At 62.6% G+C, this 24,456-nt stretch carries 29 protein-coding genes; 16 read left to right on the top strand and 13 right to left on the bottom strand.

Going from position 1 to position 24,456, the window contains the following annotated elements; all coding sequences use genetic code 11:
• Positions 1 to 7 precede the first annotated feature (7 nt).
• Positions 8 to 1,363 (top strand): Xaa-Pro peptidase family protein, encoded by a 1,356-nt coding sequence (locus tag EOA16_RS13315; RefSeq protein WP_127258563.1) that lies wholly within the window; start codon positions 8 to 10, stop codon positions 1,361 to 1,363.
• Here EOA16_RS13315 and EOA16_RS13310 read toward each other — a convergent pair.
• On the bottom strand, positions 1,328 to 2,155 hold the full coding sequence (locus EOA16_RS13310; protein ID WP_127258561.1) for a PhnD/SsuA/transferrin family substrate-binding protein: 828 nt from the start codon (positions 2,153 to 2,155) through the stop codon (positions 1,328 to 1,330). The two genes, EOA16_RS13315 and EOA16_RS13310, sit on opposite strands and share 36 nt — an antisense overlap.
• Before the next feature lie 92 nt (positions 2,156 to 2,247).
• A complete protein-coding gene (locus EOA16_RS13305) occupies positions 2,248 to 3,258 on the bottom strand; it encodes a fatty acid desaturase (protein ID WP_164754249.1) in 1,011 nt (336 codons plus the stop codon).
• A gap of 230 nt (positions 3,259 to 3,488) precedes the next feature.
• Here EOA16_RS13305 and EOA16_RS13300 point away from each other — a divergent pair, with 230 nt between their 5' ends.
• Both EOA16_RS13300 and bmt read left to right on the top strand, forming a co-directional pair.
• On the top strand, positions 3,489 to 4,346 hold the full coding sequence (locus EOA16_RS13300) for a helix-turn-helix transcriptional regulator (RefSeq protein ID WP_023812292.1): 858 nt from the start codon (positions 3,489 to 3,491) through the stop codon (positions 4,344 to 4,346).
• 131 nt (positions 4,347 to 4,477) lie between these two features.
• Positions 4,478 to 5,500 carry a betaine--homocysteine S-methyltransferase gene (gene bmt / locus EOA16_RS13295; RefSeq protein WP_164754248.1) on the top strand — a complete coding sequence of 341 codons (1,023 nt, stop codon included), beginning with the start codon at positions 4,478 to 4,480 and terminating at the stop codon, positions 5,498 to 5,500.
• A 16-nt stretch (positions 5,501 to 5,516) separates the two neighbouring features.
• Here the strand turns inward: bmt and EOA16_RS32620 are convergent, their stop codons facing one another.
• From EOA16_RS32620 to EOA16_RS13280, 3 genes are all read right to left on the bottom strand, one after another.
• Entirely contained in the window at positions 5,517 to 5,786 is a 270-nt protein-coding gene (locus EOA16_RS32620; protein WP_164754247.1) for a hypothetical protein, read from the bottom strand.
• Between the two features lie 212 nt (positions 5,787 to 5,998).
• Positions 5,999 to 8,149, bottom strand: a complete 2,151-nt coding sequence (locus tag EOA16_RS13285) for a VWA domain-containing protein (protein ID WP_127258557.1) — start codon at positions 8,147 to 8,149, stop codon at positions 5,999 to 6,001.
• Positions 8,150 to 8,151: 2 nt separating this feature from the next.
• A complete protein-coding gene (locus EOA16_RS13280; protein ID WP_127258555.1) occupies positions 8,152 to 8,712 on the bottom strand; it encodes an RNA polymerase sigma factor in 561 nt (186 codons plus the stop codon).
• Positions 8,713 to 8,867: 155 nt separating this feature from the next.
• On the opposite strand from EOA16_RS13280, the gene EOA16_RS13275 reads away from it, so the two are divergent.
• From EOA16_RS13275 to EOA16_RS13250, 6 genes are all read left to right on the top strand, one after another.
• Positions 8,868 to 9,191, top strand: a complete 324-nt coding sequence (locus EOA16_RS13275; protein ID WP_127258553.1) for a metalloregulator ArsR/SmtB family transcription factor — start codon at positions 8,868 to 8,870, stop codon at positions 9,189 to 9,191.
• Positions 9,188 to 9,613 carry an SRPBCC domain-containing protein gene (locus EOA16_RS13270; protein ID WP_127258551.1) on the top strand — a complete coding sequence of 142 codons (426 nt, stop codon included), beginning with the start codon at positions 9,188 to 9,190 and terminating at the stop codon, positions 9,611 to 9,613. Before EOA16_RS13275 ends, EOA16_RS13270 begins: the two co-directional genes overlap by 4 nt.
• A 54-nt stretch (positions 9,614 to 9,667) precedes the next feature.
• A complete protein-coding gene (locus EOA16_RS13265; protein WP_127258549.1) occupies positions 9,668 to 9,889 on the top strand; it encodes a hypothetical protein in 222 nt (73 codons plus the stop codon).
• Positions 9,890 to 9,900: 11 nt separating this feature from the next.
• Positions 9,901 to 10,344 carry a DUF1801 domain-containing protein gene (locus EOA16_RS13260; RefSeq protein ID WP_127258547.1) on the top strand — a complete coding sequence of 148 codons (444 nt, stop codon included), beginning with the start codon at positions 9,901 to 9,903 and terminating at the stop codon, positions 10,342 to 10,344.
• 84 nt (positions 10,345 to 10,428) lie between these two features.
• The gene (locus EOA16_RS13255; protein ID WP_127258545.1) at positions 10,429 to 10,821 is read left to right on the top strand and encodes a VOC family protein; all 393 of its coding nucleotides are present in this window, start codon (positions 10,429 to 10,431) and stop codon (positions 10,819 to 10,821) included.
• Positions 10,822 to 10,861: 40 nt separating this feature from the next.
• A complete protein-coding gene (locus EOA16_RS13250) occupies positions 10,862 to 11,269 on the top strand; it encodes a DUF1801 domain-containing protein (protein ID WP_127258543.1) in 408 nt (135 codons plus the stop codon).
• A gap of 2 nt (positions 11,270 to 11,271) precedes the next feature.
• Here EOA16_RS13250 and EOA16_RS13245 read toward each other — a convergent pair whose 3' ends face one another.
• The 6 genes from EOA16_RS13245 to EOA16_RS13220 all read right to left on the bottom strand — a co-directional run bounded on the left by EOA16_RS13245 (position 11,272) and on the right by EOA16_RS13220 (position 17,815).
• A complete protein-coding gene (locus EOA16_RS13245) occupies positions 11,272 to 12,450 on the bottom strand; it encodes an NAD(P)/FAD-dependent oxidoreductase (protein WP_127258541.1) in 1,179 nt (392 codons plus the stop codon).
• Positions 12,451 to 12,559: 109 nt separating this feature from the next.
• Positions 12,560 to 13,297 carry a dienelactone hydrolase family protein gene (locus EOA16_RS13240; RefSeq protein ID WP_127258539.1) on the bottom strand — a complete coding sequence of 246 codons (738 nt, stop codon included), beginning with the start codon at positions 13,295 to 13,297 and terminating at the stop codon, positions 12,560 to 12,562.
• A gap of 93 nt (positions 13,298 to 13,390) precedes the next feature.
• Positions 13,391 to 14,692, bottom strand: a complete 1,302-nt coding sequence (locus EOA16_RS13235) for an MFS transporter (RefSeq protein WP_127258537.1) — start codon at positions 14,690 to 14,692, stop codon at positions 13,391 to 13,393.
• Positions 14,689 to 15,366, bottom strand: a complete 678-nt coding sequence (locus EOA16_RS13230; RefSeq protein ID WP_127258535.1) for a FadR/GntR family transcriptional regulator — start codon at positions 15,364 to 15,366, stop codon at positions 14,689 to 14,691. The genes EOA16_RS13235 and EOA16_RS13230 overlap by 4 nt, the downstream gene beginning before the upstream one ends.
• 74 nt (positions 15,367 to 15,440) lie before the next feature.
• Positions 15,441 to 16,151 (bottom strand): 4Fe-4S dicluster domain-containing protein, encoded by a 711-nt coding sequence (locus tag EOA16_RS13225; protein ID WP_127258533.1) that lies wholly within the window; start codon positions 16,149 to 16,151, stop codon positions 15,441 to 15,443.
• Between the two features lie 89 nt (positions 16,152 to 16,240).
• Positions 16,241 to 17,815 (bottom strand): trimethylamine methyltransferase family protein, encoded by a 1,575-nt coding sequence (locus EOA16_RS13220; protein ID WP_127258531.1) that lies wholly within the window; start codon positions 17,813 to 17,815, stop codon positions 16,241 to 16,243.
• A gap of 273 nt (positions 17,816 to 18,088) precedes the next feature.
• On the opposite strand from EOA16_RS13220, the gene EOA16_RS13215 reads away from it, so the two are divergent.
• Positions 18,089 to 18,787, top strand: coding sequence for a B12-binding domain-containing protein (locus EOA16_RS13215; RefSeq protein WP_126069400.1), 699 nt, complete (start codon positions 18,089 to 18,091; stop codon positions 18,785 to 18,787).
• An 85-nt stretch (positions 18,788 to 18,872) separates the two neighbouring features.
• Here the strand turns inward: EOA16_RS13215 and EOA16_RS13210 are convergent, their stop codons facing one another.
• Positions 18,873 to 19,013: an entericidin A/B family lipoprotein gene (locus tag EOA16_RS13210; RefSeq protein ID WP_013531174.1), complete on the bottom strand. Its 141-nt coding sequence runs from the start codon at positions 19,011 to 19,013 to the stop codon at positions 18,873 to 18,875.
• Between the two features lie 64 nt (positions 19,014 to 19,077).
• Between EOA16_RS13210 and EOA16_RS13205 the strand changes: the two genes are divergently transcribed.
• Positions 19,078 to 19,710: a DUF1638 domain-containing protein gene (locus tag EOA16_RS13205; protein WP_127258529.1), complete on the top strand. Its 633-nt coding sequence runs from the start codon at positions 19,078 to 19,080 to the stop codon at positions 19,708 to 19,710.
• Here the strand turns inward: EOA16_RS13205 and EOA16_RS13200 are convergent.
• The gene (locus EOA16_RS13200) at positions 19,700 to 20,629 is read right to left on the bottom strand and encodes an NAD(P)-dependent oxidoreductase (protein ID WP_127258527.1); all 930 of its coding nucleotides are present in this window, start codon (positions 20,627 to 20,629) and stop codon (positions 19,700 to 19,702) included. The two genes, EOA16_RS13205 and EOA16_RS13200, sit on opposite strands and share 11 nt — an antisense overlap.
• A 121-nt stretch (positions 20,630 to 20,750) precedes the next feature.
• Here EOA16_RS13200 and EOA16_RS13195 point away from each other — a divergent pair, with 121 nt between their 5' ends.
• From EOA16_RS13195 to EOA16_RS13175, 5 genes are all read left to right on the top strand, one after another.
• Positions 20,751 to 21,326 (top strand): DUF4893 domain-containing protein, encoded by a 576-nt coding sequence (locus tag EOA16_RS13195; protein ID WP_127258525.1) that lies wholly within the window; start codon positions 20,751 to 20,753, stop codon positions 21,324 to 21,326.
• Positions 21,327 to 21,420: 94 nt separating this feature from the next.
• Entirely contained in the window at positions 21,421 to 22,203 is a 783-nt protein-coding gene (locus EOA16_RS13190; protein WP_127258523.1) for a formyl transferase, read from the top strand.
• A 204-nt stretch (positions 22,204 to 22,407) separates the two neighbouring features.
• Entirely contained in the window at positions 22,408 to 22,710 is a 303-nt protein-coding gene (locus tag EOA16_RS13185; RefSeq protein WP_127258521.1) for a virulence factor, read from the top strand.
• Complete coding sequence (locus EOA16_RS13180; protein WP_127258519.1) at positions 22,703 to 23,341, top strand: methylenetetrahydrofolate reductase C-terminal domain-containing protein; 639 nt, start codon at positions 22,703 to 22,705, stop codon at positions 23,339 to 23,341. The genes EOA16_RS13185 and EOA16_RS13180 overlap by 8 nt, the downstream gene beginning before the upstream one ends.
• Entirely contained in the window at positions 23,338 to 24,429 is a 1,092-nt protein-coding gene (locus EOA16_RS13175; RefSeq protein ID WP_013531168.1) for a methylenetetrahydrofolate reductase, read from the top strand. Before EOA16_RS13180 ends, EOA16_RS13175 begins: the two co-directional genes overlap by 4 nt.
• The last annotated feature ends 27 nt before the right edge of the window (positions 24,430 to 24,456 follow it).

The raw sequence follows: 24,456 nt of genomic DNA, 5'->3' as shown, positions 1-24,456 counted from the left end.
TTCGACCATGGACAGCGCGGGGCCGAAGGGCAGCTTTGGCCGCCATCGCAAGATCATGCCGTTCGAGCCAGGCTCGATCGAGGCCCTGCGCGACGCCTCCCGCCAGAAGGCGGCTTCGCTCAACCAGCATGTGCTGGGCTATGGCGCGCAGGCTGAGGCTGAATGGGCCGCGGCAGGCATTGCCGCGCCCGATCTTCCCGCGATGCGTCAATACCGGCTGGAGCGTATCCGCGCCGAGTTGAAGCGGCGCGGCTATGCAGGCGCCATGCTCTACGACCCCGTCAACATCCGCTACGCCACCGACAGCACCAACATGCAGTTGTGGGTGGCGCACAACCCGACGCGGCATTGTTTTGTCGCCACCGACGGGCCGGTGGTGCTGTTCGACTATTTTTCCTGCGAGCATTTGTCCGACCATTCCGGCGTCGTCGACGAAGTGCGGCCGGCGGTATCGTGGATGTATCTCTATAGCGGCGAACTGACGGAGCAAAAAGTCCGCCGCTGGGCAGCTGGGATCGCCGATCTGTTGAAACAACATGGCGGCGGCAACAGCCGCATCGCCGTCGACCACATCAACCCGGAAGGCGTCGAGGAACTGGCTCGCCTCGGCATTTCCATCGGCAATGGCGAAGCGGTGATGGAGAATGCGCGGCTGATCAAATCGCCGGACGAAATCCTCGCCATGCGTCGCGCCATTGTCGCTTGCGAGGCAGCGATGGGCGAGATGGAACAGGCGCTGAAGCCGGGCATTTCCGAAAACGAGCTATGGGCGGAGCTTCATCGCGGCAACGTCGCGCGCGGCGGCGAATGGATCGAGACCCGGCTGCTGACGTCAGGCCCACGCACCAATCCGTGGTTCCAGGAATGCTCGTCGCGCAAGATCGAGGCTGGCGATCTCGTCGCCTTCGACACCGACCTGATCGGCCCCTACGGCTTCTGCGCCGACCTCTCGCGCACATGGCTGTGCGGCGATACAACACCGACCGATGAACAGCGCGACCTGTTCCGCATCGCCGCCGATCAGATCGCCCACAACACGGCTCTGATGCAGTCCGGCATCTCGTTTCGCGACCTCGTCGAACGCTCGGCCGTGCCGCCGGGTGACTGCTTCCCGACGCGCTATGGCGTGCTCTATCACGGCGTCGGACTGGCGGACGAATACCCGACCTTGCCGCATGCCAGCGACTGGACATCGGACACGCCGGACGGCGTGCTGGAACCGGGCATGGTGCTGTGCGTGGAAAGCTATATCGGCCGGCTTGGCGGGCGCGAAGGCGTCAAGATCGAGGAACAGATCCTGATCAGCGAGACCGGCAACGAACAGCTCTCAACCTACCCGTTGGATACGAGGCTGCTCGGTTAGTCCGGCAATGGCCTCACGCAGCGCCTTGACCGTCTTTTCCGGCGTCGCTGCGGCGGTGATGTAAGGTAGGCCTTTGCGCCGCCCGGTCCAGCCGACGACCGCCACCTTTTTCGCCGCCGGCTCGAAGCGTTGCGCCAGCGCCCAGCTCTCGCAGTCGATCGCTGCGACATCGGCCTTGCGCTCCGCGACGGCGATGATCGAGCTGCGATGGCCTCCGCTTTCGCTACGCGTTGAAAAGATGTCCAAGCCTTCGCCGGCCGCTCGCAGGTCGCGCGTCAGCGCAATGGTACCCGACATGGAATCGAGGCTGTTGAAGGTGAAGCGCTTGCCGCGGATCAGATCGAGCGGGATGAGAGCGCTGCCATCCGCAGGCGATCGAACTTCCGGCCCCTCGCTTCTCCGCATCACCAGAGCGCTCGAATAGAGCTCGCCCTGCCCGCCTTCATAGGCGTCGTAACTGGGCTGGCCGATCACCTGCACGTGCCTGGAAAGGCCAAGTTCCATCGGCCCCCAGCAGGTCTGCGCGAACAGCAGCGCCGGATGCAGCCATAATCTATGGAAATCGAATTCATCCGGCGGCAATGTCGCGGGATCGGGCGCAACGAGTTTCCCCTCAGCATCACGAACTCCGCCCGGCACCGGCGGCAGGTCACCATTGCGCCGTACGACGGATTGCGGTGCGTCGATGCCCTTTTCCCGGAAAGCATCGCGCAACCGCGCCCATTGCGCGTCGACTTCATCGCGCACTTCAGGCCAATCATACATCGGCAACGCCGCTACCAATTCACTCATGCCGATATCAAATCATCATGTCTGGAAAAAGGATCGCGAAAACGCGGCGTCCAGTCAGAATTGGCCGACATGGATTCCGAGTAGACCGGGAATTATTCCTTCGGCGGCTCGGCGGGAACCGGCGCACTGCCGAGCCCGCTGATGCTGCGCGCCCTGATGCGCGGCTTGAAGGCCCTGCCCGGCTCCGGCGCACGCCGCAACGCCGGATGCACAATCGGCTCCTTTGCCTTGAACGCATAGGCTTTGATCAGCGCGAAATAGTTCGGATAGGCATAGCCATTGTTCATCCGCAGCCATTCCTCACGGCGGTCACGAAACAGCTTGGGCAGCTTGTACCAGGCCACGGTCGGGGTCTTGTGATGGACGAAGTGCAGATTGTTGTTGAGAAACAGGAACGACAGCGGCGAGCGCTCGACGATCACCGTGCGGCCTTCCGGATGTTCTGACCATTGATGCTCGGCGAACGTACGGATCGAGATCAGCGACTGGCCGAGCCAGACCGGCACCAGAATGTAAAGCCACAGCGGGATGCCGAAGCCGAACTGGACGATCGGCAGCACGACAGCCAGCCCGATCGCATGCAGCAGCCAGGCCTTGCGGATCGCCTTGTCGCCGGCGATCACCTGTTTGGCATCGTCGATGAAGAAGCCGACGCAGGACAGCCACGGGCCGAGCACGAAGCGGCCTGCCATGGTGTTGTTGATCTTGAGCAGGAATTTCATCGTCGGCGGCAGCTCCTCATGCTGCCAGAGCGCCTGATAATAGCTTTCAGGGTCATCGAGCGGGTCGGTCAGCCGCTCGTCGGCGTGGTGACGCAGATGGATTGTCTTGAAACGGCGGAACGGCCAGACCAGACCGATCGGCAGGAATACAAAGGCTTCATTGACCCACGCGTTGCGTGTCGGATGACCGTGCAGCACTTCGTGCATGATCGACGACTGCAATGCGGCGGTGAAGGCGAGGACGGCGAGCGCCAGGACGGGATAGGTGGGCCAGAGCAGGAAACCGGTGGCGAACCATGCCGCGTAACAGAAGAAAGCGAGAACCACGGTAGGCCACTCGATGGCCGGTACGCTGTGTCGCCTGATGCTCTGGCTCGTCATGCTATCGACCACTGTCCCTCAGTCGCCGGAACCCCAATTGGCTCCTGACAGCATAGTGTCAGGAGAAATGATTCCACTCAACGAGACAAAGTGCACAAACTGTTGCGATTGCGCATTTCTAACCGCACATGTTATACATTGTAAACAGACTTAGGGATTCATTTACGCCTGGCGCAGCCCTCCGCGCGGCTTCGGCGCAAATTTTTCCTCAATCCAGGTGGAGCACGCACATGGACAAGCGCGACCTGTCGACGATCTTCCGCGAACGGCTGAAAATGCTCTTGACACGCTCCGACCTGAACCAGTCGGCCTTCGCGACCGCGGTCGGCATCGACCGCTCGGCGCTATCGCAACTGCTGTCGGGCGCCTCGACGCGCCTGCCTCGCGCCGAAACGCTGCTCAACATCGCCGCCGAGTTCAAAGTGTCGCTCGATTGGCTTCTCGGCCTCAGCCAGGACGAGGGTCTCACCGGCGAAATCCGCGAGAGCCTGGAGATCGAGGAGGCACCGGACGGTTTCGACCGCACGCTGCTGGCCAAATGGCATGCCGAGGCGGCCGGCACCAAGATCCGCTACGTGCCTGCCGGCATTCCCGATCTTCTGCGCACCGAGGCGCTGGTCGACTACGAAGCCGGCATCACCAACAAGAGCCGCCTAGCGCAGGCCGGCGAAACCCAATACCGCATCGACTACAACAGGCGGCCGGAAACCGACATGGAAGTCTGCATGCCGCGCCACACGCTGGAGATCTTTGCCCGCGGGCTGGGTGTCTGGGACCGTTTCCCGGAAGCCGACCGGCGCGCCCAGCTGCTGCACATGGCGACGCTGCTCGACGACCTCTACCCGACCTTCCGGCTGTTTCTCTATGACGGGCGGATGCGCTATTCGATCCCCTACACCATCTTCGGTCCCTATCGCGCCGCCATCTATGTCGGCGACATGTATCTGGTGCTCAACGCCACCCAGCCGATCCAGACGCTGATCCAGCACTTCGACAATCTGATCCGGGCCGCCGACATCAATGCGCACGAGGCGTCCGGCTTCGCGCACAGGCTGGCCGGCATGTCGTTCCCAACCGGCACTGTCTGATCTCTGGCAACGATGATCCCTCGGACAGAAACCGGCCTCCGCATTGGTGGCCGCGCTGCCGCTATTTCATTGACTACACATAAAGACTTCTTTATATCCTTATTTGAATTCGAAACATGAAGGCCAATCCGATGACGACCACCAACCCGATCGATGCGCTGCTGGCTGAAAAGGGCGTGCTGCTGGCCGATGGCGCCACCGGCACCAATCTGTTCGCCATGGGTCTGGAGGCTGGCGAGGCACCCGAGCTGCTGAACGAGACGGCGCCCGACACCATCACCAGCCTGCACCAGAATTTCGTCGATGCCGGCGCCGACATCATCCTCACCAACTCGTTCGGCGGCACCCGTCACCGCTTGAAGCTTCATCATGCGCAGGATCGCGTGCATGCTTTGAACAAGCGCGCCGCCGAACTTGCGCGCGCCGTCGCCGACAGAGCCGGCCGCAAGGTCATCGTCGCCGGTTCGGTCGGCCCGACCGGCGAATTGCTGGTGCCGCTTGGCGCCATGACCTATGACGAGGCGGTCGACGCCTTCGCCGAGCAGATTGAGGGTCTCAAGGAAGGCGGCGCCGAAGTCGCCTGGATCGAGACGATGTCGGCTCCAGACGAGATCCGGGCCGCCGCCGAGGCTGCCATCCGCGTCGGTCTGCCCTACACCTACACCGGTTCCTTTGACACTGCCGGCCGCACAATGATGGGTTTGCTGCCGAAGGATATCCACGGCGTCACCGACGGGCTGTCGCAGGCACCGCTCGGCGTTGGTGCCAATTGCGGTGTCGGCGCATCCGACATCCTGGCCTCGCTGCTCGACATGACCGAGGCGAAGCCGGAAGCGACGGTGATCGTCAAGGGCAATTGCGGCATTCCCGAATTCCGCGGCACCGAAATCCATTATTCCGGCACACCCGAACTGATGGCCGACTATGTGCGCCTCGCCGTCGATAGCGGTGCAAAGATCATCGGCGGCTGCTGCGGCACCTCGTTCCAGCACCTTGCCGCAATGCGCAAGGCGCTCGACGCCCACACCAGAGCGGATCGTCCGACGGTTTCAGCGATCGTCGAGCGCATCGGTCCGATGCGCAACAAGGTCGCGACGGAAAACACCGCCGAGACCAGCGAAGCCCGCCGCGAGCGCCGCCGCAGCCGGGCCTGACCCCATCGGTTTTCGATTATTCGCTGTTATCGGCGTAGCTCGACAGCGCCGACTTGAAGTCGACCACATTGTCGCCGCGCATCGTCATAAGCGCGCCCGAAGCGCTGGGGTCGGTGATCTGTTCCAGCATGACGCGAAAGCGGTCGTTGGTCAGCGCCGACAGGGCGGTGTGGCGCGCCTGCGCAACATCATCGCTGATACGCCTGGATTCCGATGATGGGCCAGATGAAGCCGCCGAGGCGTCCCGTGCCGGCGGTGCCGGGTTGGCGATAATCCTGATCTGCAATTCCGGCTCCCTCAAGCCCAGTACACCCGTCCTGTGTAACAAGGAGGGGGTTGCGATCCGGTACCGGAAATGCGGCGCAATTTAACGACCCGGAGATTCTCCGAAAAAGGCCGGCAAGGGAATGAACCCCTCGCCGGCCTGCCTCACCCGCCCGTAGGTCGGTTTCCCCTGTCAGAACGATCCCATCTGAAAGAAACCGGCCGTCATCACCACTACCGGTTACCGCCCAGCGCCGAGGCAAGGCGCACTAGCGAGAGAAACTCGGACCTGTACCCAAACGGGTCGGCTCCTCGAGCGGCAGTGGCAATCTCCATGATCTTGTCGTAACCGAACTTCGCGGTCGCGTCCTCGTCGCGCAGCTTCTGGCCGAAGGCCGCGACCGCGACGGAGAAGCGCTGGTCGGTGCTGGCCTGGTCGAAGGACGAAATCTCGTTGGCCGAAGTCACCGGCGTGGTGATCAGCTTCGAGACGTCTTCATTCGGCAGCTTGTAGCGGATCTTGACGAAGGCATATTCGCCCGCATTGGCGACACCGCCATTGTCCACCGACGCCTGGCCGTAGCGCAGCGGATCGATCTGCTCGCCGCCGCTGCCCTTTGGTGTGATCTCGTAGATCGCGGTGACGGAATGGCCCGAGCCGATATCGCCGGCATCGACGCGGTCATTGTTGAAATCCTCGCGGTTCAACGCCCTGGTCTCGTAGCCGATCAGGCGATATTCCGAGACCTTGTTCGGGTTGAACTCGACCTGGATCTTCACGTCCTTGGCGATGGTGAACAGTGTCGAGGACGCATCCTCGACCAGCACCTTCTCGGCCTCGGCCAGCGTGTCGATATAGGCGGCGGTGCCGTTGCCGTTCTGTGCGATGGTCTGCATCATCTGGTCGTTCAGATTGCCGCGGCCGAAACCAAACACCGACAGGAAGACACCGGTCTTGCGCTCGCTTTCGATCAACCGCTTCAAATCGTCGTCATCAGTCTGACCAACATTGAAGTCGCCGTCGGTGGCGAGCATCACCCGATTGACGCCATCCTTGACGAAGGACTTTTGCGCCAGCCTGTAGGCCTCCTTGATACCCGCCTCGCCGGCCGTGCTGCCGCCGGGCGTCAGATTGTCGATGGCACCGAGAATCTTGTCCTTTTCGGCTGCCTTGGTCGGCTCCAGCACTGTGCCGGCGTCACCGGCATAGGTGACGATCGAGATGGTGTCGTCGGCCCTCAGCTTGCTGACCAGCAGCCGGAAAGCCGATTTGAGCAGCGGCAGCTTGTCCGGCTCGTCCATCGAACCCGAGACATCGATCAGGAAGACCAGATTGGCCTTTGGCTGCTCGGCCGGCTTGACGTCAAACCCCTTGATGGCGACGTGCATCAGCCTGGTCTGCGTGTTCCAAGGCGTCGGCATGACGCTGACGGTCGAGTTGAACGGCGTCGAAGCCGACTCCGGACCCTTCCAGTCATAGGGGAAGTAGTTGATCATCTCCTCGAGGCGCACCGTATCGGCCTGCGGCAGATAGCCCTGCTTCAACGAGCTGCGCACGAAGGAATAGGAGGCTGTGTCGACATCGATCGAGAAGGTCGAGACCGGATCTTCTAGTGCTGCATGCACCGGATTGGTCTTGAAATCCTCGATGCGGTCGCGGTTTTCCGGTTGCGGCTGCATCTGGTCGGCCGGCAAGGTCGACGGCGGCTGCACCATCAGCTTGGACTCGGCCGGCATGCGGGCGGCCCGGGAGGTGCTGGGCGCGCTTGTGGTGCCGTCCAGCGCAAACTCGCCCGTCGGGGCTGGCGCAGGAGGTGCAATGTTCGTGATCAACCTTCCGGCGCCGGCGGCATCCTGGCGGGGAGCGCCCGTCGCCGATTCCTGCTGTGCCGCACCGCCGGCGACGGTCGATTCGGATTTCGACGGCGAAGCTGGCGCCACAAGCGCATCGGTGGCGTCGCGGCTTTCCACATCGGCGTCGGCCTTCTTGTCCTTCTCCAGCCCGGTCGGAGCCGGCTTCGGCTGAGCGGTCGTTGGCTTCACCGCCGCCGGCTTGTCGGCAAGCGTCTCGGTGATTTTCTCGTCGCCGCCGAATTTCGGCGGCTGTTCCCTCAGCAGATGGAAGGTGGCGTATCCGGCGATCGGCAGGGCGACGAGCCCAGCAAGGGCCGGCGTGGCAATGAGTTTCTTTTGCATGATCTCGCTCCAGAGCTTTTGTGCTCGCTCTGTGAGACGAAGCCCGCCAACCGATCCTTGGGTAACGGCAGAAATATTTTCCTGATCGTAGGCGCGCAGGGCGGCCTCGAAGGCGCGGGCCTTGGCATCCTGGGCGGGCGCCGGCGCCGCTATATCGCGCAATCTGTTGAGTTCGTTGTCGTCGACCATGGTCACACTTCCCCGGCCGAGCGCATCAGCGTCTTCAGCCGTTTCTTCGCTTCATGGATGTGCCAGGAAACCGTCGTCTCCGAGATCGCCATCGCCTCGGCGGCGGCCGCGTGGCTCAACCCTTCGCCATAGACCAGCAGCACCGCGTCGCGCTGCTTGTCCGGCAATTGCCGCACCGCTGCCCACAGCGCTTCGGCCGGGTCTTCCGGTTCGGCGAAAGCCTCACCCGAGATCAAGGCATGGACGCCATAGGCCTCGGTCTTGACCGTCTCGCGCGCGGTCTTTCGCATCATGTCGCGCGCGGCGTTCAGGGTCACGGAATAGAGCCATGTCGTGAAAGCGGCGCCGCCGCGATAGTCGCGGATCGCCTTGCCCAGCCGGACACAGACTTCCTGGGCAATGTCTTCGGCATCGGCCTTCCTGCCGCACCAGCGATAGGCGGCGCGATAGACGAAGTCGTAGTGACGCTCCAGCAATGTGCTGAAGGCCCTCCTGTCTCCGCCCTTCGCCCGCCCGATCAGTTCGGCGTCGGAGGCTTCGCTCTCATCCAGCATCATCGCCATCATTTGCCTGTTGGACGAAGGCTAATGGCTAATCCTTGGGGCAATGGAAAGATTTTTTTGGAAACCGCCGAATCGTGACCGCCAACACCCCGCTTGACACATCCATACCTCGGTGGTTATACGTCAATCAATAGCCACCGGGTTATTGATCCCAGATGACGAACGCTCACGATGTCCTCTTCAGAACGCTCTCCGATCCGACGCGTCGCGCGATCTTCGAGCGCCTATGCCAGCAAGGCGAGCAGACGGTCGGTGCCCTGACGGCTCAATCAGGGGTCTCTCAGCCGGCGGTGTCGAAGCATCTCGGCGTGCTCAAGCAAGCCGGGCTGGTGCGCGACCGCCATGAGGGACGGCAGAACCATTATAGCGCCCAACTCGCGGCACTTTCCCCACTGACCGACTGGACGAACCAGATGAATGCCTTCTGGCAGAGCCGGTTCGACGACCTCGAAAATTTGCTCAAAAGAATGGACCAATGACCAACATCGCGACCGAAACGCGCTCCGTCATCGTCGAACGTGAGATCCCCTATCCGCCGGAAAAAATCTGGCGCGCGCTGACCCAGCCGCATCTGATCGAGGAATGGCTGATGAAGAACGACTTCAAGCCAGTCGTGGACCACCGTTTCAATCTGCGAAAGGAACCGCAACCTGACGTGAGCATTGTTATCGACTGTCAGGTAACAGCCGTCGAGCTGAACAAGACACTGTCCTACACGTGGCAGGCCTATGGCCTTGAAAGTGTCGTCACCTGGACTCTCCTGCCGACCAGCACGGGCACCCGGTTGCGTATGGAACAGTCCGGCTTCCGGCCGGATCAGGAGCAGGCGTATCGGGGCGCGGCGAGCGGGTGGCGGCAGTACTTTACGAATCTGAGTCAGGTCCTGGCGCGGATAGATTGAAACCCGCCGGTGCGGATCAGTGGTCCGCGTCGGCTGTTTTGACAGGAGGAGCTATTGGACTGGAACATGTGGGTTCGGCAAATTCATCGCTGGCTGTCGATCGTCTTTACGCTGACCGTCATCGCCAACTTCGTCACCATGGCATTCGGGCAGCCTCCCGCCTGGGTGGTCTACTCGCCGCTCCTGCCGCTCTTCCTGCTGCTGTTCAGCGGCCTGTACATGTTCGTGCTGCCCTATGTCGCCAAGGGCCGCGGCGCGCAGCGTGCCGGCGGATAGGAGTGGGCAGAATGGCCAGGACACAGGGACAATCGACCAAGGCCAAGGCCGCGCCAGTGCTGCTCTCGGGCGGCAACCCGCAAATCGCCAAGGGTGACGGCGACAGCCCGGTGCAGGCGTATATCGCTGCGATGCCTGGCTGGAAGCGTGGCCTGGGCGAGCGCCTCGACGCGCTCATCGTGCGCAACGTGCCTGATGTGCGCAAGGCCGTGCGATGGAACTCGCCCTTCTACGGCATCGAAGGCCAAGGCTGGTTCGTGTCGTTTCATGTCTTCACCCAGTACGTGAAGGTGACCTTCTTCAGCGGCATGTCGCTGCGGCCGATACCGCCCGGCGGCACGGCGAAGAGCAAGGATGTGCGCTGGATTGACATCCGCGAAGACGACCAGTTTGACGAAGCGCGGATGGCGGAATGGATCAAGCAGGCCGCCGCCCTGCCCGGCTGGATCCCGTAGCGGCCGCAGCGACGACTGCGAGCAAAAATTCAAATTCTTTCCTGCCGAAAGGGCGGGACCGAAGACGACAGAGGAGAAGTAGCGATGAAGATCAAGCTGACCAGCGTGTATGTGGACAACCAGGAAAACGCACTGCGCTTCTACACCGACGTGCTGGGCTTCACCAAAAAGGCCGATTTCAGCAACGGAGCTTTTCGCTGGCTGACCGTGGCCTCGGCCGAAGAGCCTGATGGAACCGAGTTGCAGCTCGCGCTGAACGACAACCCGGCCGCCAAGGCCTATCAGGAAGCCATCTTCAAGCAGGGTCAGCCCGCGGTCATGTTCTTCACCGACGACGTCAAGGGCGACTACGAGCGCATCAAGGCGAAAGGCGGCGCGTTTATCAAGCCGCCGACCGAGGTGACCGGCTCGACCATCGCCCAGCTGAACGACAGCTGCGGCAACCTCGTTCAGATCACCCAACTGGCGCGCTGGTGACAGGCAGCGGTTGAACGCATTGAGGCACAGGAGACACCCAATGACCCCCTCGCAACAGATCGACCAGCTGATCGCCGGCCTCTCGGACTGGCGCGGCGAAATGCTCGCCGGCATCCGCAAGACCATCCTTGCAGCCGACCCGGATATCGTCGAGGAGTGGAAGTGGATGGGCAGCCCGGTATGGTGCCTCGACGGGAACATCGTGGTCGGCAACGCCCACAAGGATAAGGTGAAGCTCACCTTTTCCCATGGCGCCAGCCTGCCGGACCCCGACAGACTGTTCAACAATGGTTTTGGCGGCAAGGTGTGGCGGGCTATCGATGTGTTCGAGGGCGACACGCTGAATGAGAGCGCTTTAAAAGAACTCGTCCGTGCGGCCATCGATTACAACCACGCCAAAAAGAAGAAGAAGGCGCCTGCGGTTGCCGGGGCGAAGCCAAGGACGTAAGTCTAGGCCGCCTGCCCCGCCACCCAGCCCGACGACCACGCCCACTGGAAATTATAGCCGCCCAGCCAGCCCGTGACATCGACGGCTTCGCCAATGACAAAAAGGCCCGGCACGGATTTCGCCTCCATCGTCTTCTGGTCGAGTCCGTTGGTGTCGACCCCGCCGAGCGTCACTTCGGCGGTGCGGTAGCCCTCTGAACCGGCAGGCTTGATGCGCCAGTCATTGACCGCGGCGGCGACAGTTCTGATCTGGGCGTCGGAAAGATCGGCGAGGTTGCCGTCGATCCCGGTGCGCTCGGCGATCGACTGTGCGAGCCGCTTCGGCAGATGGTTTGCCAGCACCGTCTGCACCGCTTGCCGCCCATTGCCGCGCTTGGCGGTACGAATGAGGTCCGCCACGTCAACCCCAGGCAGCATGGCGATGCGGATTTCATCGCCCTCGCGCCAATAGGAAGAAATCTGCAGGATGGACGGTCCGCTGACGCCGCGATGCGTGAACAGCATCGCTTCGGAAAACCGCGTCTTGCCGCAGGCGACTTCCGCGTCGACGGCGTTGCCGGCCAGCGGCGCCAGCCGCTCCAGAGTGTTTGCGTCGAAGGTCAGCGGCACCAGCGCCGGCCGCGTTTCGACAATGGCAAGGCCGAACCGTTCGGCAAGCTCGTAGCCGAAACCGGTCGCCCCGATCTTGGGGATCGACTTGCCGCCGCAGGCCACGACCAAGGACTGGCAGCTAATTGTGCCGGTGGAGAGGCCGAGCACAAACCCCTCCTCGGTTTTGCGGACATCCTCAACCTTGGTCGAGAGCGCCAGCTCCACGCCCCTGCCCTGCATTTCCGAGACCAGCATGTCGATGATCTGGCGTGCCGAGCCGTCGCAGAACAGCTGTCCCAGCGTCTTTTCGTGATAGGCGATGCGATGGCGTTCGACGAGGGCGATGAAATCGCGCTGCGTATAGCGGCTGAGCGCCGAAATGCAGAAATGCGGATTGCCCGAGAGAAAATTCTTCGGGCTGGCATGGATGTTGGTGAAGTTGCACCGGCCTCCGCCGGAGATGCGGATCTTCTCGCCAGGCAATGCCGCATGATCGAGGATCAGGACCGAACGGCCGCGCTTGGCCGCCTCCACGGCGCACATCATTCCGGCGGCACCCGCACCGATGATCACGACATCATAGAATTGCATCAGGCTGTTCGTTCCCGCTCGACCGGCTCATTTGCGGTCGCGCCACTTGTGCTGCCTGATAGCGCGAACGGAACGGGCCGCCAACAGGCAAGAACAGCCGAACGGGGGCTCAGATTAGTGTTTCGGCAAACAGCGTCGTCAATCGCTTCCAGTGGCGTTCCGCGCCGGCGGCATTGAAAACGCTATGATCGGGTACGCACCAGCCATGCGCCATGCCGGCATAGTTCTCGATGACGTGGTCGACTTCCGCGACCCTGAGCGCCTCGGCCAGCCGCGCCGACTGTTCCGGGGGGAAACTCCTGTCGACGCCGGACGTGCCGACATAGACGCGCGCCTTGATGGAGGCTGCCTTGCGATGCGGGCTGTCGGCGGCGTCGCTGGCTAGATTGCCGCCATGGAAGCTTGCCGCCGCCCTTATCCTGTCGCGATAGGTTGCGGCGGCATTCAGTGCCCGGCCGCCACCCATGCAATATCCGACCGTGCCGATCGGCCCAGTGATTCCTTCCGCCGCAAGCGCATCGAGGAACGCACCGCTGTCGCTGATGGTCATGTCCTGCGTCGTGCCGGTGACCAGCGCCATCAGCGGGATTTTGGTCTTTTCCTCGGCGAAGGCGGTCTTGGCGTCGAACGGCCCATAGGGTGCATTGCGGTAGAACAGGTCCGGCACCAGCACCGCATAGCCTTCATTCGCCAACCGCTCGGCCATACTGTCGAGCGCCGGCCGCGGACCGAAGGCGTCCTGATAGAGAATGACGCCGGCCTTGGCCGGAGATGTGTTTGCCGAGCGGAAAAGCCCTGCTTTGGCAACGCCATCCCTGGTCTTGATCTGAAGATCCTGTTTCGTCATCGCCCACTCCGTTCGATTGATGCGCGATACATATCCGGCCAAGCCGATACGGCAAGGCGTTCCCTGAACCTGACAGGATTGCGTGACGCGCTATCAGTCGTCGACTCGCACGGTCCGTGCGCCCACATGCAGCGCGCGGCCGGCACCGAGCCCCATGATGGCGGCGCCAAGCCCGAGCGCGACGAATAGCAGGGCCGACGCCGAAAAACTACCGGTCCAGCCACGGATCAGACCCACCAGCAACGGGCCAGATGCCGCCAGCACATAGCCGACGCCTTGCGCCATGCCTGAAAGATGCGCGGCGACATGCGGATCCGGCGAACGCAGCACGATCAAGCTCATGGCAGCCGCAATCAGGCCACCCTGCCCGATGCCTTGCAGGACCGCCCAGAACAGCACCGTCGAGGTCGGTGCGAAGAGAATGCCGAGCAGCGCAATCACTGCGGTGGCGACGAGCGCCACATTGATGCCGCGCTGGTTCTTCAGCCGCATCGCAAAAGACGGCACGGCGAGGCAGGTGATGACCTGCGCCATCACCGACACCGAAACCATGGCGCCGGCGGTGGCCGCATCGAAGCCGCGCTCGCGCAGGATCGGCGCCAGCCAGCCGAAGATGCAATAGGCAAGCGCCGACTGCAGGCCCATGAACAGTGTCACCTGCCAGGCCAGGCGATCGCGCCAAAGCCCGACGACGCGAAACCCTTGATGGCTCACCCGCCGACGGCTGCCCAACGCCTGCGGAATCCAGATCAACAGCACGACCAGCGTCGGCACCGCCCAGGCCGCGAGCGCTCCCGACCATGAACCCGTGACAAAATGCTCGATCGGCAGCGTGAAGCCGGCGGCGGCGGCCGAGCCAGCGCAGAGCGCCATGGTGTAGAGCCCGGTCATGACAGCGGCCCTGTCGGCGAAATCGCGCTTCACCAAGCCGGGCAGCAGCACGTTGCCGATGGCAATGGCAGCGCCGGCCAGAAAGGTGGCGACAAACAGCAACGGAACCGATTCGAACCAGCGCAGCCCAGTTCCCAGAACCAGCAGCGCGAGCGCGCCAAGCAAGGTGCGCTCGGCTCCATAGCGTTGGGCCAGTTTCGGCGCGAAGGGCGCGAACAGACCGAGGCACAGGACGGGCAGCGTCGTCAGCAGGCTGGCGCCGGTCGTCGACAGCCCGGTTGCCTGCATCACCTCGGGCAACAGCACCGACAGGCTGGAAAACAGCGGCCGCAGGTTGAAGGCGATCAGCACAAGGCTCGCGCCGAGCACGACACGCGCGACACGGCTGCGCAGATCAGGCGGCTGCGGCACAGGCAGGCTGTCGGCTTCCGCATCGATAAGCTCTAGCCCCTGGATGGCCCCGGATTGCGGCTTCGGGTCAGACTGACGGAAACTCTGGTTCATTGCGAAAGCAGTCTTTCAAGTTGGGCAAGCACCGGCGCCATGAAGGCGCGGACGGCGGCAACGGCGCGCTCGGGATCGCTCGCGGCAATGGCGTCGACGATTGCCGCATGTGCCTGGTGGTCCGGTTCTGGCAGATCGCCGTCGATGGTGGCATGGATGGTCTCGGTGATGGCGGCGGTGAAGAAGTCGTAGAGCTCCATCATCGCTTTGTTGCCGGACGCTCCGACGACCGATTTGTGGAAAGCGAGATCGCGCCGGATGAAGGCATCGCTTCCGCCGTCCGCGACGGTGCCGCGTTCGGCAAGCAGTTGCCGCATCCGCTCGAGATCGGCCGGCGTGTGGCGCAAGGCGGCAAGCCGCGCGGCCTCGAGGTCCAGCGCTGCCCGCGCCTCCCACTGATCGCGCAGACCGCTGCGTTTGACCCGGTCGAGCGCGGCAGAGGTATCGACGGCGGAGCGCACATAGGTGCCCGAGCCCTGGCGCGTATCCAGCAATCCCTGCGAGACCAGCACCCGCACCGCCTCGCGCACCGTGCCGCGGCTGACCGACAAAAGATCGGTCAGGGCCGCCTCATTGGGAATACGCTCGCCGACGCCCCAGCGGCCGCTGACGATCTCCGCACGCAGGCTGCTGGTGGCGCTGTCGGTGAGATTGGTTCTGGTAGCAGGTTGCATCGGCCTATTCATCAAGTCATCAGATGACTTGATGAATAGGCTTGCTGCCGTCAGCCGTCAAGCTACTGCCCGGATCAGGGCTGCGTTTCGATTAGGTCCACCGCCGCAAAGCTTGCCATGTGAAACCCTTGGACCTCCGGCGGATAGCGATAGGCCGTCCCATAGGGACAGGCATTGCGATCAAGGCAACCGCCGCTGCGGCAGGGTTCGCCATTCGCTCCCCGCACATGCGCCAGGCAGGATTGATAAGCGAATCCTTGCGCGGAATAGGCCTCGACCGGGCAGGATTTCAGGCAAGGTTTCTCGACGCAGCTGTCGCAAAGATGAGGCCCCGACTCAGCGGCTTGAACCGGAAGCTCGTCGTCGAACAGCAGCGCACCGCGATAGGCATGCCATAGCCCGTAGTGCGGATGCATGAGGATGCCGAGCGGCGACGGCTTCAGCCCCTCCGCCCGCATCGCCCATTGCTGGAACGGCAGATAAGGCTTGTCGGAAGGCGAAACGGCCCTCGCCCCGAATGTCTCCGCCACGGCGCCGATCACTTCGTGCGACCATGTGTCGAGTGGATTGGTGATTGCCTGTGGCTGTTGCTCCCGCCAACGCAGGAAATGCGGCCAGGGTGCCGCGCCCGCCTGCCCTACCAGCAGGAGGGCCGCTGCCGGCGCACCCGATGATCCCGTTGGCGGCGCATCGACTGGAGCAAAATTGAACCCGCCACGAAGAACAAGGCCGTTGGCGTGAAGCGCCGCAGCAATGCGGTCAACGCTGCCGGCAGGCGCAATCATTCCTTCTTGACCGGATCGGAGAACGCGCTCCGCCAGACTTCCTTGTGGATGATGTTGGCGACTTTAGCCCCGCCTGATTCGGGCTCCTTTCAAGTGAAGGCGTCGGGCATCGACCCCTTCTTCTTGGCGATGAAGTCCTTCAGGGCTTCGTCGATGCTCGGATCAAGATACGGCGCCTCGTAAGCCTCCAGCCAGCGACGGGCAAGTTCGTTGGCGCGCTGCGGCGCTGTCTTCTCGCCCTCAGCCAGCCACTGCTCATAGGAATTGTTGTCGGCGATGTTGGAGCGGTAGAACGCTGTCTGGAAATTCGCCTGGGTGTGGTCGCAGCCGAGATAGTGGCTGCCCGGTCCGACCTGGCGGATGGCGTCCATCGCCTGGCCGTTTTCCGACAGATCGACGCCCTCGGAGAATTTCTGCGTCATGCCGAGCTGGTCGATGTCCATCATGAATTTTTCATAGCAGGAGGCCAGCCCGCCCTCGAGCCAGCCGGCCGAGTGCAGCACGAAATTGGTGCCGGCCAGGATGGTCGAGTTCAGCGTGTTGGCGCTCTCATAAGCCGCTTGAGCATCCGGAACCTTCGACGCGCAGAGCGAACCGCCGGTGCGGAACGGCAGGCCAAGACGGCGGGCCAGCTGTGCGGCGCCATAGGAAACCAGTGACGGCTCCGGCGTGCCGAAGGTCGGCGCGCCCGACTGCATCGAGATCGACGAGGCGAAGGTGCCGAACAGCACCGGCGCGCCCGGCCGGATCAGTTGCGTGAACGACGCGCCGGCCAGCACTTCGGCCAGAACCTGCGTCAGCGTGCCGGCAACCGTCACCGGGCTCATTGCGCCGGCAAGGATGAACGGCGTGACGATGCAGGCCTGGTTGTGGCGCGCATAGACTTTCAGCGCGCCGAGCATGGTCTCGTCGAACACCATCGGCGAGTTGGCGTTGATCAGGCTGGTCAGCACCGTGTTGTTCTCGACGAAATCGTCGCCGAACACGATCTTGGCCATGGCTACGGTGTCTTCGGCGCGTTCCGGTGCGGTCACCGAGCCCATGAACGGCTTGTCGGAATATTTGATGTGGCTGTAGATCATGTCGAGGTGGCGCTTGTTGACCGGCACGTCGACCGGCTCGCACACCGTGCCGCCCGAATGGTGGATCGACGGCGCCATATAGGCGAGTTTTACGAAATTCTGGAAATCCTCGATCGTCGCGTAACGCCTGACGCCATCGAGGTCACGCACGAAGGGCGGACCGTAGACCGGCGCGAAAACGGTGGCATTGCCGCCGATCTGCACCGAGCGCTCGGAATTGCGGGCGTGCTGGGTGTAGACGGACGGCGCAGTCTTCAGCAGCGAACGGCACAGACCCTTCGGAAAGTGCACGCGCTCGCCCTTGACGTCGGCGCCGGCCTCTTTCCACAGTTGCAACGCTTCCGCATCGTCGCGGAAGATGATGCCGATCTCTTCGAGCACCGTGTCGGTGTTCTTCTCGATCAGCGCCAGGCCTTCCTCGTCCAGCACCTCGTAAACGTTGATCTTGCGTTTGATGTAGGTGAGCTGCGTGCCCGGACCGCCGCCGGAACGTGCTGCCCGCCGCGCAGCAGCACCGCCGCTGGCGCCGCGCCCACGTCGCGCATTGGACGCTTCCTGATCGACTGCCGCGTGTTCGCTCATGGTGGTTCTTCCCTGAATCTGTTCTTATCTGGAATCCATAGCGGCTGCCTCGCCGCTTCTTGCCAGATCGTAGCCATGCACCCTATTCGAAACGGCCCGCCAGCGCCAACGCCTGTCGCAAAATCGACAAGAATTCCAAGAGAGTTACGGTCGCTTTCCTTTTGCGGGAAGTCGCAAATCAGCTATGGCTACATGCCCTCAGCGGGTTAGGTAATGAACGCGAAGATGTGTGCCTTGCGACATGGTCGCGATGCCGGCAGGAGCTCGATACAAATGTCCGACGACGAGATCATCCTTTCCGAACTTTCCGACGACGAGTTGGTGCAGCAGATGCACGACGATCTCTATGACGGGCTGAAGGAAGAGATAGAGGAAGGCACCAACATCCTGCTCGAGCGCGGCTGGGTGCCCTATAAAGTGCTGACGGAAGCGCTGGTCGAAGGCATGCGCATCGTCGGCGAGGATTTTCGCGACGGCATCCTGTTCGTTCCCGAAGTGCTGCTTTCGGCCAACGCGATGAAGGCCGGCATGTTCATCCTGCGCCCGCTGCTCGCCGCCACCGGCGCGCCCAAGCAGGGCAAGATGGTCATCGGCACCGTCAAGGGCGACATCCACGACATCGGCAAGAACCTCGTCGGCATGATGATGGAGGGTGCCGGCTTCGACGTCATCGATCTCGGCATCAACAATGCGGTCGAGAAATATCTCGATGCGATCGAGCAGCATCAGCCCGACATCATCGGCATGTCGGCACTGCTGACCACGACCATGCCTTACATGAAGGTCGTCATCGACACGATGAAGGAAAAGGGCATCCGCGACGACTATGTCGTGCTGGTCGGCGGCGCGCCGCTGAACGAGGAATTCGGCAAGGCCGTCGGCGCCGACGCTTATTGCCGTGACGCGGCGGTGGCGGTCGAGACCGCCAAGGACTACATGAAGCGCAAGCACAATGTGCGCGCTTCGGCCTGATTGGCCCATTCGGCACGGACAATGAGAAAGCCGCGCCTTGCAGCGCGGCTTTTTTGTTCCCAGATGATGGAGAAGGCCGCGCGGATCAGGGCTTGGTGACGGTGTCTTCGACCGCCTTGGCAGTCGATTTGACGTCCCTGCCGACGCCACGGACGGTGTTCGCGCAAGCCGCAAGGGCCAAGGCGCAGGCAAGGATGGCAATCGGCGTGATGCGTAGCAGTTTCATGGACGGTGTCTCCCTCAATAGATAAATTAGCGCCACAGCAACGAAGGCCGGCTCGACGGGTTCCATGGCCAAGACGCAAAAAACGAAACCGAATCAAGACGACAGGCTGCTCGTTATCGCCTGCGGGATGATTGCGCGCGAAGTTCTGGCCGTCAAGGAACAGCTCGGACTGGATCACCTCGACCTGACCTGCCTGCCGGCGGAATTCCATTTCTATCCGGACCGCATCGCTCCGGCCATGGACAAGGCAATCGAAAAGGCCAAGGCTGAAGGCTACACCAACATCTTCGTCGGCTATGCCGATTGCGGCACCGGCGGCCTGCTCGACCGCATCTGCGAGAAGCATGGCGTCGAGCGCATGGCCGGCCCGCACTGCTTTGCCTTCTACCAGGGCATGGATGCCTACGCGAAAATCGCCGACGACGACATGATGTCGTTCTACATGACGGATTTCCTCTGCCGGCAGTTCGACGCTTTCTTCATGAAGCCGCTCGGCCTCGACAAGCACCCGGAGCTGATCAAGGACTATTTCGGCAACTATGAGAAGCTGATCTATCTGGCCCAGACCAATGATCCGGAGCTCGACAAGGTCGCCGAAAAGGCCGCCCAAATGCTCGGTCTCGTCTACGAACGCCGCGCCACCGGCTATGGCGACCTGACGGCCGGAATGGCGCAGGCGGCTGCCGTCACGAGCTAGGCAGCCCCTCTTCCGCCCGCAGCGCCGCAAGCACATCGGCAAAGCCCGTCTTGCAGACGAAACCCAGCCTGTCCCTCGCCCGCGACGCGTCATAGACGCGGTCGATGGAGGAAAACATCGTCCAGCCCCTTCGCGCGTAAAGTGCTGGAAAATCCGGAAAATAGCGCGCGACGACCGACGGAGCATCGGCGATCAAGGCCGCGCAATCATCCGGGTGGAACGGCGTCAGTGCCGAGACGATGAAAATGTCAAAGCCCAGCTGCGGCGCCTTTTCGAGAGCAAGGATGTGGGCATCGGCCGCGTCTTCCACTGTCAACCGGCGAAACAACAGCTCGTTGGCCTTGGTGTTGGCGTCCGATTGTTCGATCGCATGCGCCATGTCGTCGGCTTCGGGGAAGAAGCGGGCCGTTCGCAGCACCACCACCGGCAGCCCATGCTGGATATGATAGAGACGGCAGAGATGCTCGGCCGAAAGCTTGGTGACGCCGTAGATGTTGCGCGGCTCGGGCGACATCGCCTCCGTCAGCCAGGCAGCTTTCCGAGCACCGCCGCTGAACCCGTCGCGTATCGCTTGCGAAATCATCAGCGAGGTCGTCGACGTGAAGACGAAGCGCTGCACGCCGGCCGCCACCGCCGCGTCGAGCAGGTTCAGCGTGCCTTGCACATTGGTGGCGACGAAATCGCTGTTGGCGCGGTTTTCGATGTTGGGCTTGTGCAGCGCGCCGCTATGGATGATCGCCTCGATCCGGTTGCCGCGGACCGTGTGCAAGACAAGGTCACGGTCGGCGATCGAGCCGACGATGTGGGTCTCCACCGATGGCATGGGATCGAGCCCGATGACGTCGTGCCCAAGCGCGCGCAGACGCGGCGCCAGCGCGCCGCCCAGCCAACCCGACGATCCCGTGAGCAAGATTCGCATTCGTCACACCATGATTTTTGAACGTGACGCTGTTAAGCACGGATGACAGGCGCCAGCGACCCGATAAGTTATGCACCAGGTGGCAGCGGCGCTGTCCCAGACATCAACCGGGAGGCCTCCGATGACACTTCGCCCGCTGCTCGCCCTTGTCGGCCTGCTCTGCTGCACTCTCCCCGCGCTCGCCGATGGGCAGGTGCAGAAACTCATCACCCCAGCCGACAAGACGCGGCTCGACAAATATGGCGAGACCCGCAAGGCAGCCCTTGCCGAGGCGAAGGCAGGCAACCCGTCCGAGGTCAAGCAACTCGATGCCCTGCTGGCAAAGCCGCTGGTGGCTTTTTCCGACAAGGACCTGACCGGCAAATGGCAGTGCCGCACGATCAAGGCCGGCGGACCTTTGCCGCTCGTCATCTATGGCTGGTTCAAGTGCAAGGTGACCGATGACGGTTCCGGCTGGCGGCTGGAAAAGATCAGCGGCTCGCAGCGCACCAAGGGCCGCTTCTTCGACGATGGCGAGAAACGCGCGATCTATCTCGGCTCCTTTTATGTCAACGATGATCCGGCAAAGCCCTATGGCAGCGGCCCGCAAAGCGACCAGGTCGGCTACGCCTTCCGCAATGGCGCCAAGGAATGGCGCATCGAATTCCCGGCGCCCTACTACGAATCGAAGCTCGATATCATCGAATTCAAGCGCTGACGGTGTATCGATGAGATGATCACCAAGGATTAACCCGGACACCCTAGCATCCCGTCCATTGTCGAGAACGGGTTGCTTGGAGGGGGCAGGATCCATGGCAGCAGGAAGATCCAGTACACGTCCGATCGTGGTCGTCACCGGAGGCGGCCAGCATGTCTGGGCTATGATCAATGCAATCGCCGATCGCGTTGGTCCTGTCAGCGTCGTCCTCGAAACCCCTGAATCCAAAAAGCAATTGCTGCGCGGCCGGGCTCGCCGCCAGGGCTGGATCTCCGCCATGGGCCAGCTTGGCACGATGGTGCTGAGCAGGTTGGGCAAGCGATTCCTGGCCGGCCATAGCGCGCGATTGATTGCCGAGGAGCAGCTGGAGGTTGAGCCGCGACCAGGCCAGGAGATCATCCAGGTAGCCTCGGCCAATGGGCTTGAGTGCCTGCAGGCGATCCAGAAGATCCGGCCAGGCGTTGTGCTGCTCAACGGTTGCCGACTAATCTCGGCTGAGATGTTGAGCAAAATGCCCTGCCCGGTGCTCAACTACCATGCGGGCATCACGCCGAAATATCGCGGCATGAATGGCGGCTATTGGGCTCTGGTATCAGGCGATGCGCAGAATTTCGGCACGACTGTCCACCTCGTCGACGCTGGCGTCGACACTGGTGGCGTGCTGAAGCAAGCGCGCGGCAGATCGAAAAAAGGCGACACCATCTCAAGTCACGCGCTACGCCAGACGGCGTTCTCGCGCGACATCTGCGTCGAGGCGGTCAGCGATGCTCTGGCTGGAAAACTCACGACGATCGATCCCGGCCTGCCTTCGAAACTGTGGTATCATCCGACGATCTGGTTCTACGTCTGGACGGGCCTCAGAACCGGCATCTGGTAGCGCGTTTTTCGTCCCGGACGGCATGCCGCGCGCCAGCTTTTCCGACGCGTCGAGCCTGCTGCCGGCGGACGCCGCAAACGAATAAACGCACCTTTCATTTTACGACATTGAAATGCGTCGCTTTTGAATGCGCGCGCGTCGTCCCATAACAAGCGGCCCCACTGCGCTTGCGGCAATGCTCGATACTTCGAGGAGTGAGAATTCATGGCCGACCTGATCGTCGTCTACTGGCGCGATATTCCCGCCCAGATCATCGTCAAGAAGGGCCGGCAGAACGCCAAGCGTGAACTGCCGCTGCGCTTCACCGAGGCGATCGACATGTGCGCCATGCGCACCGGCGCCGGCGGCACCGACGACTATCTGGCCGAATGGCGCAAGGCCGATCCCATTCCGGTCGGCGACGACCTCGAGGCCGAGGTCGAGAAGGCTTTTCAGGACATCGACACGAAATATGACCGTGAGCGGCTGGTCGCGCTGGTCAAGGCGGGCGGCAAAGAAAATGTCTGAAACCATTCCTGCCAAGGATGGCCAGAGGGTTGTCCAGCCAGTTACCCAGGCCACTCTGGTCAAGAAGGCAGCGCCGAAATCCGACTACAAACCGGCCGACGTGTCGCCGCAGCGGCGCGTGCAGCGTTCCTTTGCGGTCCGGCTTTGGTCGATCAGGCATTCGCGCCTGCTCGAATGGTTCTACGCCAAATTCGCCGATATGTTCCTGCTCCTCCATCCGCTGTGGAAGGGCATAGGCTACGGCCGCGTCGAAGGACCGATCAAATTTGTCGAGAAGCGCGTCAAGGGCTTCATGTTCGACTGCCGCATGTGCGGCCAGTGCATCTTGTCGTCGACCGGCATGTCTTGCCCGATGAACTGCCCCAAGCAATTGCGCAACGGCCCTTGCGGCGGCGTCCGCGCCAACGGCAATTGCGAGGTCGAGCCCGATATGCCCTGCGTCTGGGTCAAGGCCTGGGAAGGCTCGCAGAACATGGTGCACAGCGACAGGATCCTGACTGTACAGAAGCCGGTCGACCAGTCGCTGCGCGAAACCTCGGCCTGGCTGCGGGTGACCGCACAGGCGGCCACCGCGCGCGAAGCGGCCGCTGCCGCCAAGAATGAGACGGCCAACACCGGAGCGTCGGCATGATCGGCCGCCAGCGCGACGAGAACCCGGCCGGCATCCACCTGCCGCTCGAACCCCTGCCCGGCCACACCTCGCGCGGTCGGCTGGAGCGCGTACTGCGGCGCGGCGAGTTCGCGGTGACGACGGAGCTCAACCCACCCGATAGTGCCGATCCCGAGGACGTTTACAACCGGGCGAAGATTTTCGACGGCTGGGTCGACGCCATCAACGCCGTCGACGCATCGGGCGCCAATTGCCACATGTCGTCGGTCGGCATCTGTGCGCTTTTGACCCGCATGGGCTATGCACCGATCATGCAGATCGCCTGCCGCGACAAGAACCGGATCGCCATCCAGGGCGACGTGCTGGGTGGTGCCGCCATGGGCGTCGCCAACATGCTGTGCCTGACCGGCGACGGCGTGCAGGCCGGCGACCAGCCCGGCGCCAAGCCGGTGTTCGACCTCGACTGCATGTCCCTCCTGGAAACCTGCCGCATCATGCGCGACAACGGCAAGTTCCTGTCCGGCCGCAAGCTGACGACGCCGCCGCAGCTTTTCCTGGGTGCCGCGATCAATCCGTTCGCGCCGCCGATCGATTTCCGTCCGCATCGGCTGGGCAAGAAGATCGCCGCCGGCGCGCAATTCGTACAGAGCCAGTATTGCTTCGACGTGCCGATGTTCCGCACCTACATGCAGAAGGTGCGCGACCTCGGCTACACCGAAAAATGCTTCATCCTGGTCGGCGTCGGCCCGCTCGCCTCGGCCAAGACGGCCAAATGGATCCGCTCGAACGTGCCGGGCATCCATATTCCCGATTCTGTCATCAAGCGGCTGGAAGGCGCCCAGGACCAGAAAAAGGAAGGCAAGCAGCTCTGCATCGACATCATCAACGAGGTGAAGGAAATATCCGGCGTTTCCGGCGTTCACGTGATGGCCTACCGGCAGGAAGAATATGTTGCCGAGATCGTCGATGAATCGGGCGTGCTGAAGGGCCGCCAGCCATGGAAACGTGAGATCCGCCGCGACGATCAGCTTGTCGCCGACCGGCTCGACAGCATCTTGCACGACGACATCACCGAAACGCAGGTGGACATGGTGAAGACTGCGCACTGACGGCGCGGACGGCCACCCATTCGCTTG

Source organism: Mesorhizobium sp. M7A.F.Ca.US.008.03.1.1, assembly GCF_003997495.1.
Taxonomy (GTDB): domain Bacteria; phylum Pseudomonadota; class Alphaproteobacteria; order Rhizobiales; family Rhizobiaceae; genus Mesorhizobium.
Note: the sequence above shows the minus strand (reverse complement) of the source record. Positions and strands in the feature narration are given on the sequence as shown.

Bases quoted from the DNA above. Each gene is read 5' to 3' on its own strand.
- EOA16_RS13315 (WP_127258563.1), top strand. From the start codon at position 8: ATGGACAGCGCGGGGCCGAAGGGCAGCTTTGGCCGCCATCGCAAGATC.
- EOA16_RS13310 (WP_127258561.1), bottom strand. From the start codon at position 2,155: ATGAGTGAATTGGTAGCGGCGTTGCCGATGTATGATTGGCCTGAAGTG.
- EOA16_RS13305 (WP_164754249.1), bottom strand. From the start codon at position 3,258: ATGACGAGCCAGAGCATCAGGCGACACAGCGTACCGGCCATCGAGTGG.
- EOA16_RS13300 (WP_023812292.1), top strand. From the start codon at position 3,489: ATGGACAAGCGCGACCTGTCGACGATCTTCCGCGAACGGCTGAAAATG.
- bmt (WP_164754248.1), top strand. From the start codon at position 4,478: ATGACGACCACCAACCCGATCGATGCGCTGCTGGCTGAAAAGGGCGTG.
- EOA16_RS13285 (WP_127258557.1), bottom strand. From the start codon at position 8,149: ATGGTCGACGACAACGAACTCAACAGATTGCGCGATATAGCGGCGCCG.
- EOA16_RS13280 (WP_127258555.1), bottom strand. From the start codon at position 8,712: ATGGCGATGATGCTGGATGAGAGCGAAGCCTCCGACGCCGAACTGATC.
- EOA16_RS13275 (WP_127258553.1), top strand. From the start codon at position 8,868: ATGACGAACGCTCACGATGTCCTCTTCAGAACGCTCTCCGATCCGACG.
- EOA16_RS13270 (WP_127258551.1), top strand. From the start codon at position 9,188: ATGACCAACATCGCGACCGAAACGCGCTCCGTCATCGTCGAACGTGAG.
- EOA16_RS13260 (WP_127258547.1), top strand. From the start codon at position 9,901: ATGGCCAGGACACAGGGACAATCGACCAAGGCCAAGGCCGCGCCAGTG.
- EOA16_RS13255 (WP_127258545.1), top strand. From the start codon at position 10,429: ATGAAGATCAAGCTGACCAGCGTGTATGTGGACAACCAGGAAAACGCA.
- EOA16_RS13250 (WP_127258543.1), top strand. From the start codon at position 10,862: ATGACCCCCTCGCAACAGATCGACCAGCTGATCGCCGGCCTCTCGGAC.
- EOA16_RS13245 (WP_127258541.1), bottom strand. From the start codon at position 12,450: ATGCAATTCTATGATGTCGTGATCATCGGTGCGGGTGCCGCCGGAATG.
- EOA16_RS13240 (WP_127258539.1), bottom strand. From the start codon at position 13,297: ATGACGAAACAGGATCTTCAGATCAAGACCAGGGATGGCGTTGCCAAA.
- EOA16_RS13235 (WP_127258537.1), bottom strand. From the start codon at position 14,692: ATGAACCAGAGTTTCCGTCAGTCTGACCCGAAGCCGCAATCCGGGGCC.
- EOA16_RS13230 (WP_127258535.1), bottom strand. From the start codon at position 15,366: ATGCAACCTGCTACCAGAACCAATCTCACCGACAGCGCCACCAGCAGC.
- EOA16_RS13225 (WP_127258533.1), bottom strand. From the start codon at position 16,151: ATGATTGCGCCTGCCGGCAGCGTTGACCGCATTGCTGCGGCGCTTCAC.
- EOA16_RS13220 (WP_127258531.1), bottom strand. From the start codon at position 17,815: ATGAGCGAACACGCGGCAGTCGATCAGGAAGCGTCCAATGCGCGACGT.
- EOA16_RS13215 (WP_126069400.1), top strand. From the start codon at position 18,089: ATGTCCGACGACGAGATCATCCTTTCCGAACTTTCCGACGACGAGTTG.
- EOA16_RS13210 (WP_013531174.1), bottom strand. From the start codon at position 19,013: ATGAAACTGCTACGCATCACGCCGATTGCCATCCTTGCCTGCGCCTTG.
- EOA16_RS13205 (WP_127258529.1), top strand. From the start codon at position 19,078: ATGGCCAAGACGCAAAAAACGAAACCGAATCAAGACGACAGGCTGCTC.
- EOA16_RS13200 (WP_127258527.1), bottom strand. From the start codon at position 20,629: ATGCGAATCTTGCTCACGGGATCGTCGGGTTGGCTGGGCGGCGCGCTG.
- EOA16_RS13195 (WP_127258525.1), top strand. From the start codon at position 20,751: ATGACACTTCGCCCGCTGCTCGCCCTTGTCGGCCTGCTCTGCTGCACT.
- EOA16_RS13190 (WP_127258523.1), top strand. From the start codon at position 21,421: ATGGCAGCAGGAAGATCCAGTACACGTCCGATCGTGGTCGTCACCGGA.
- EOA16_RS13185 (WP_127258521.1), top strand. From the start codon at position 22,408: ATGGCCGACCTGATCGTCGTCTACTGGCGCGATATTCCCGCCCAGATC.
- EOA16_RS13180 (WP_127258519.1), top strand. From the start codon at position 22,703: ATGTCTGAAACCATTCCTGCCAAGGATGGCCAGAGGGTTGTCCAGCCA.
- EOA16_RS13175 (WP_013531168.1), top strand. From the start codon at position 23,338: ATGATCGGCCGCCAGCGCGACGAGAACCCGGCCGGCATCCACCTGCCG.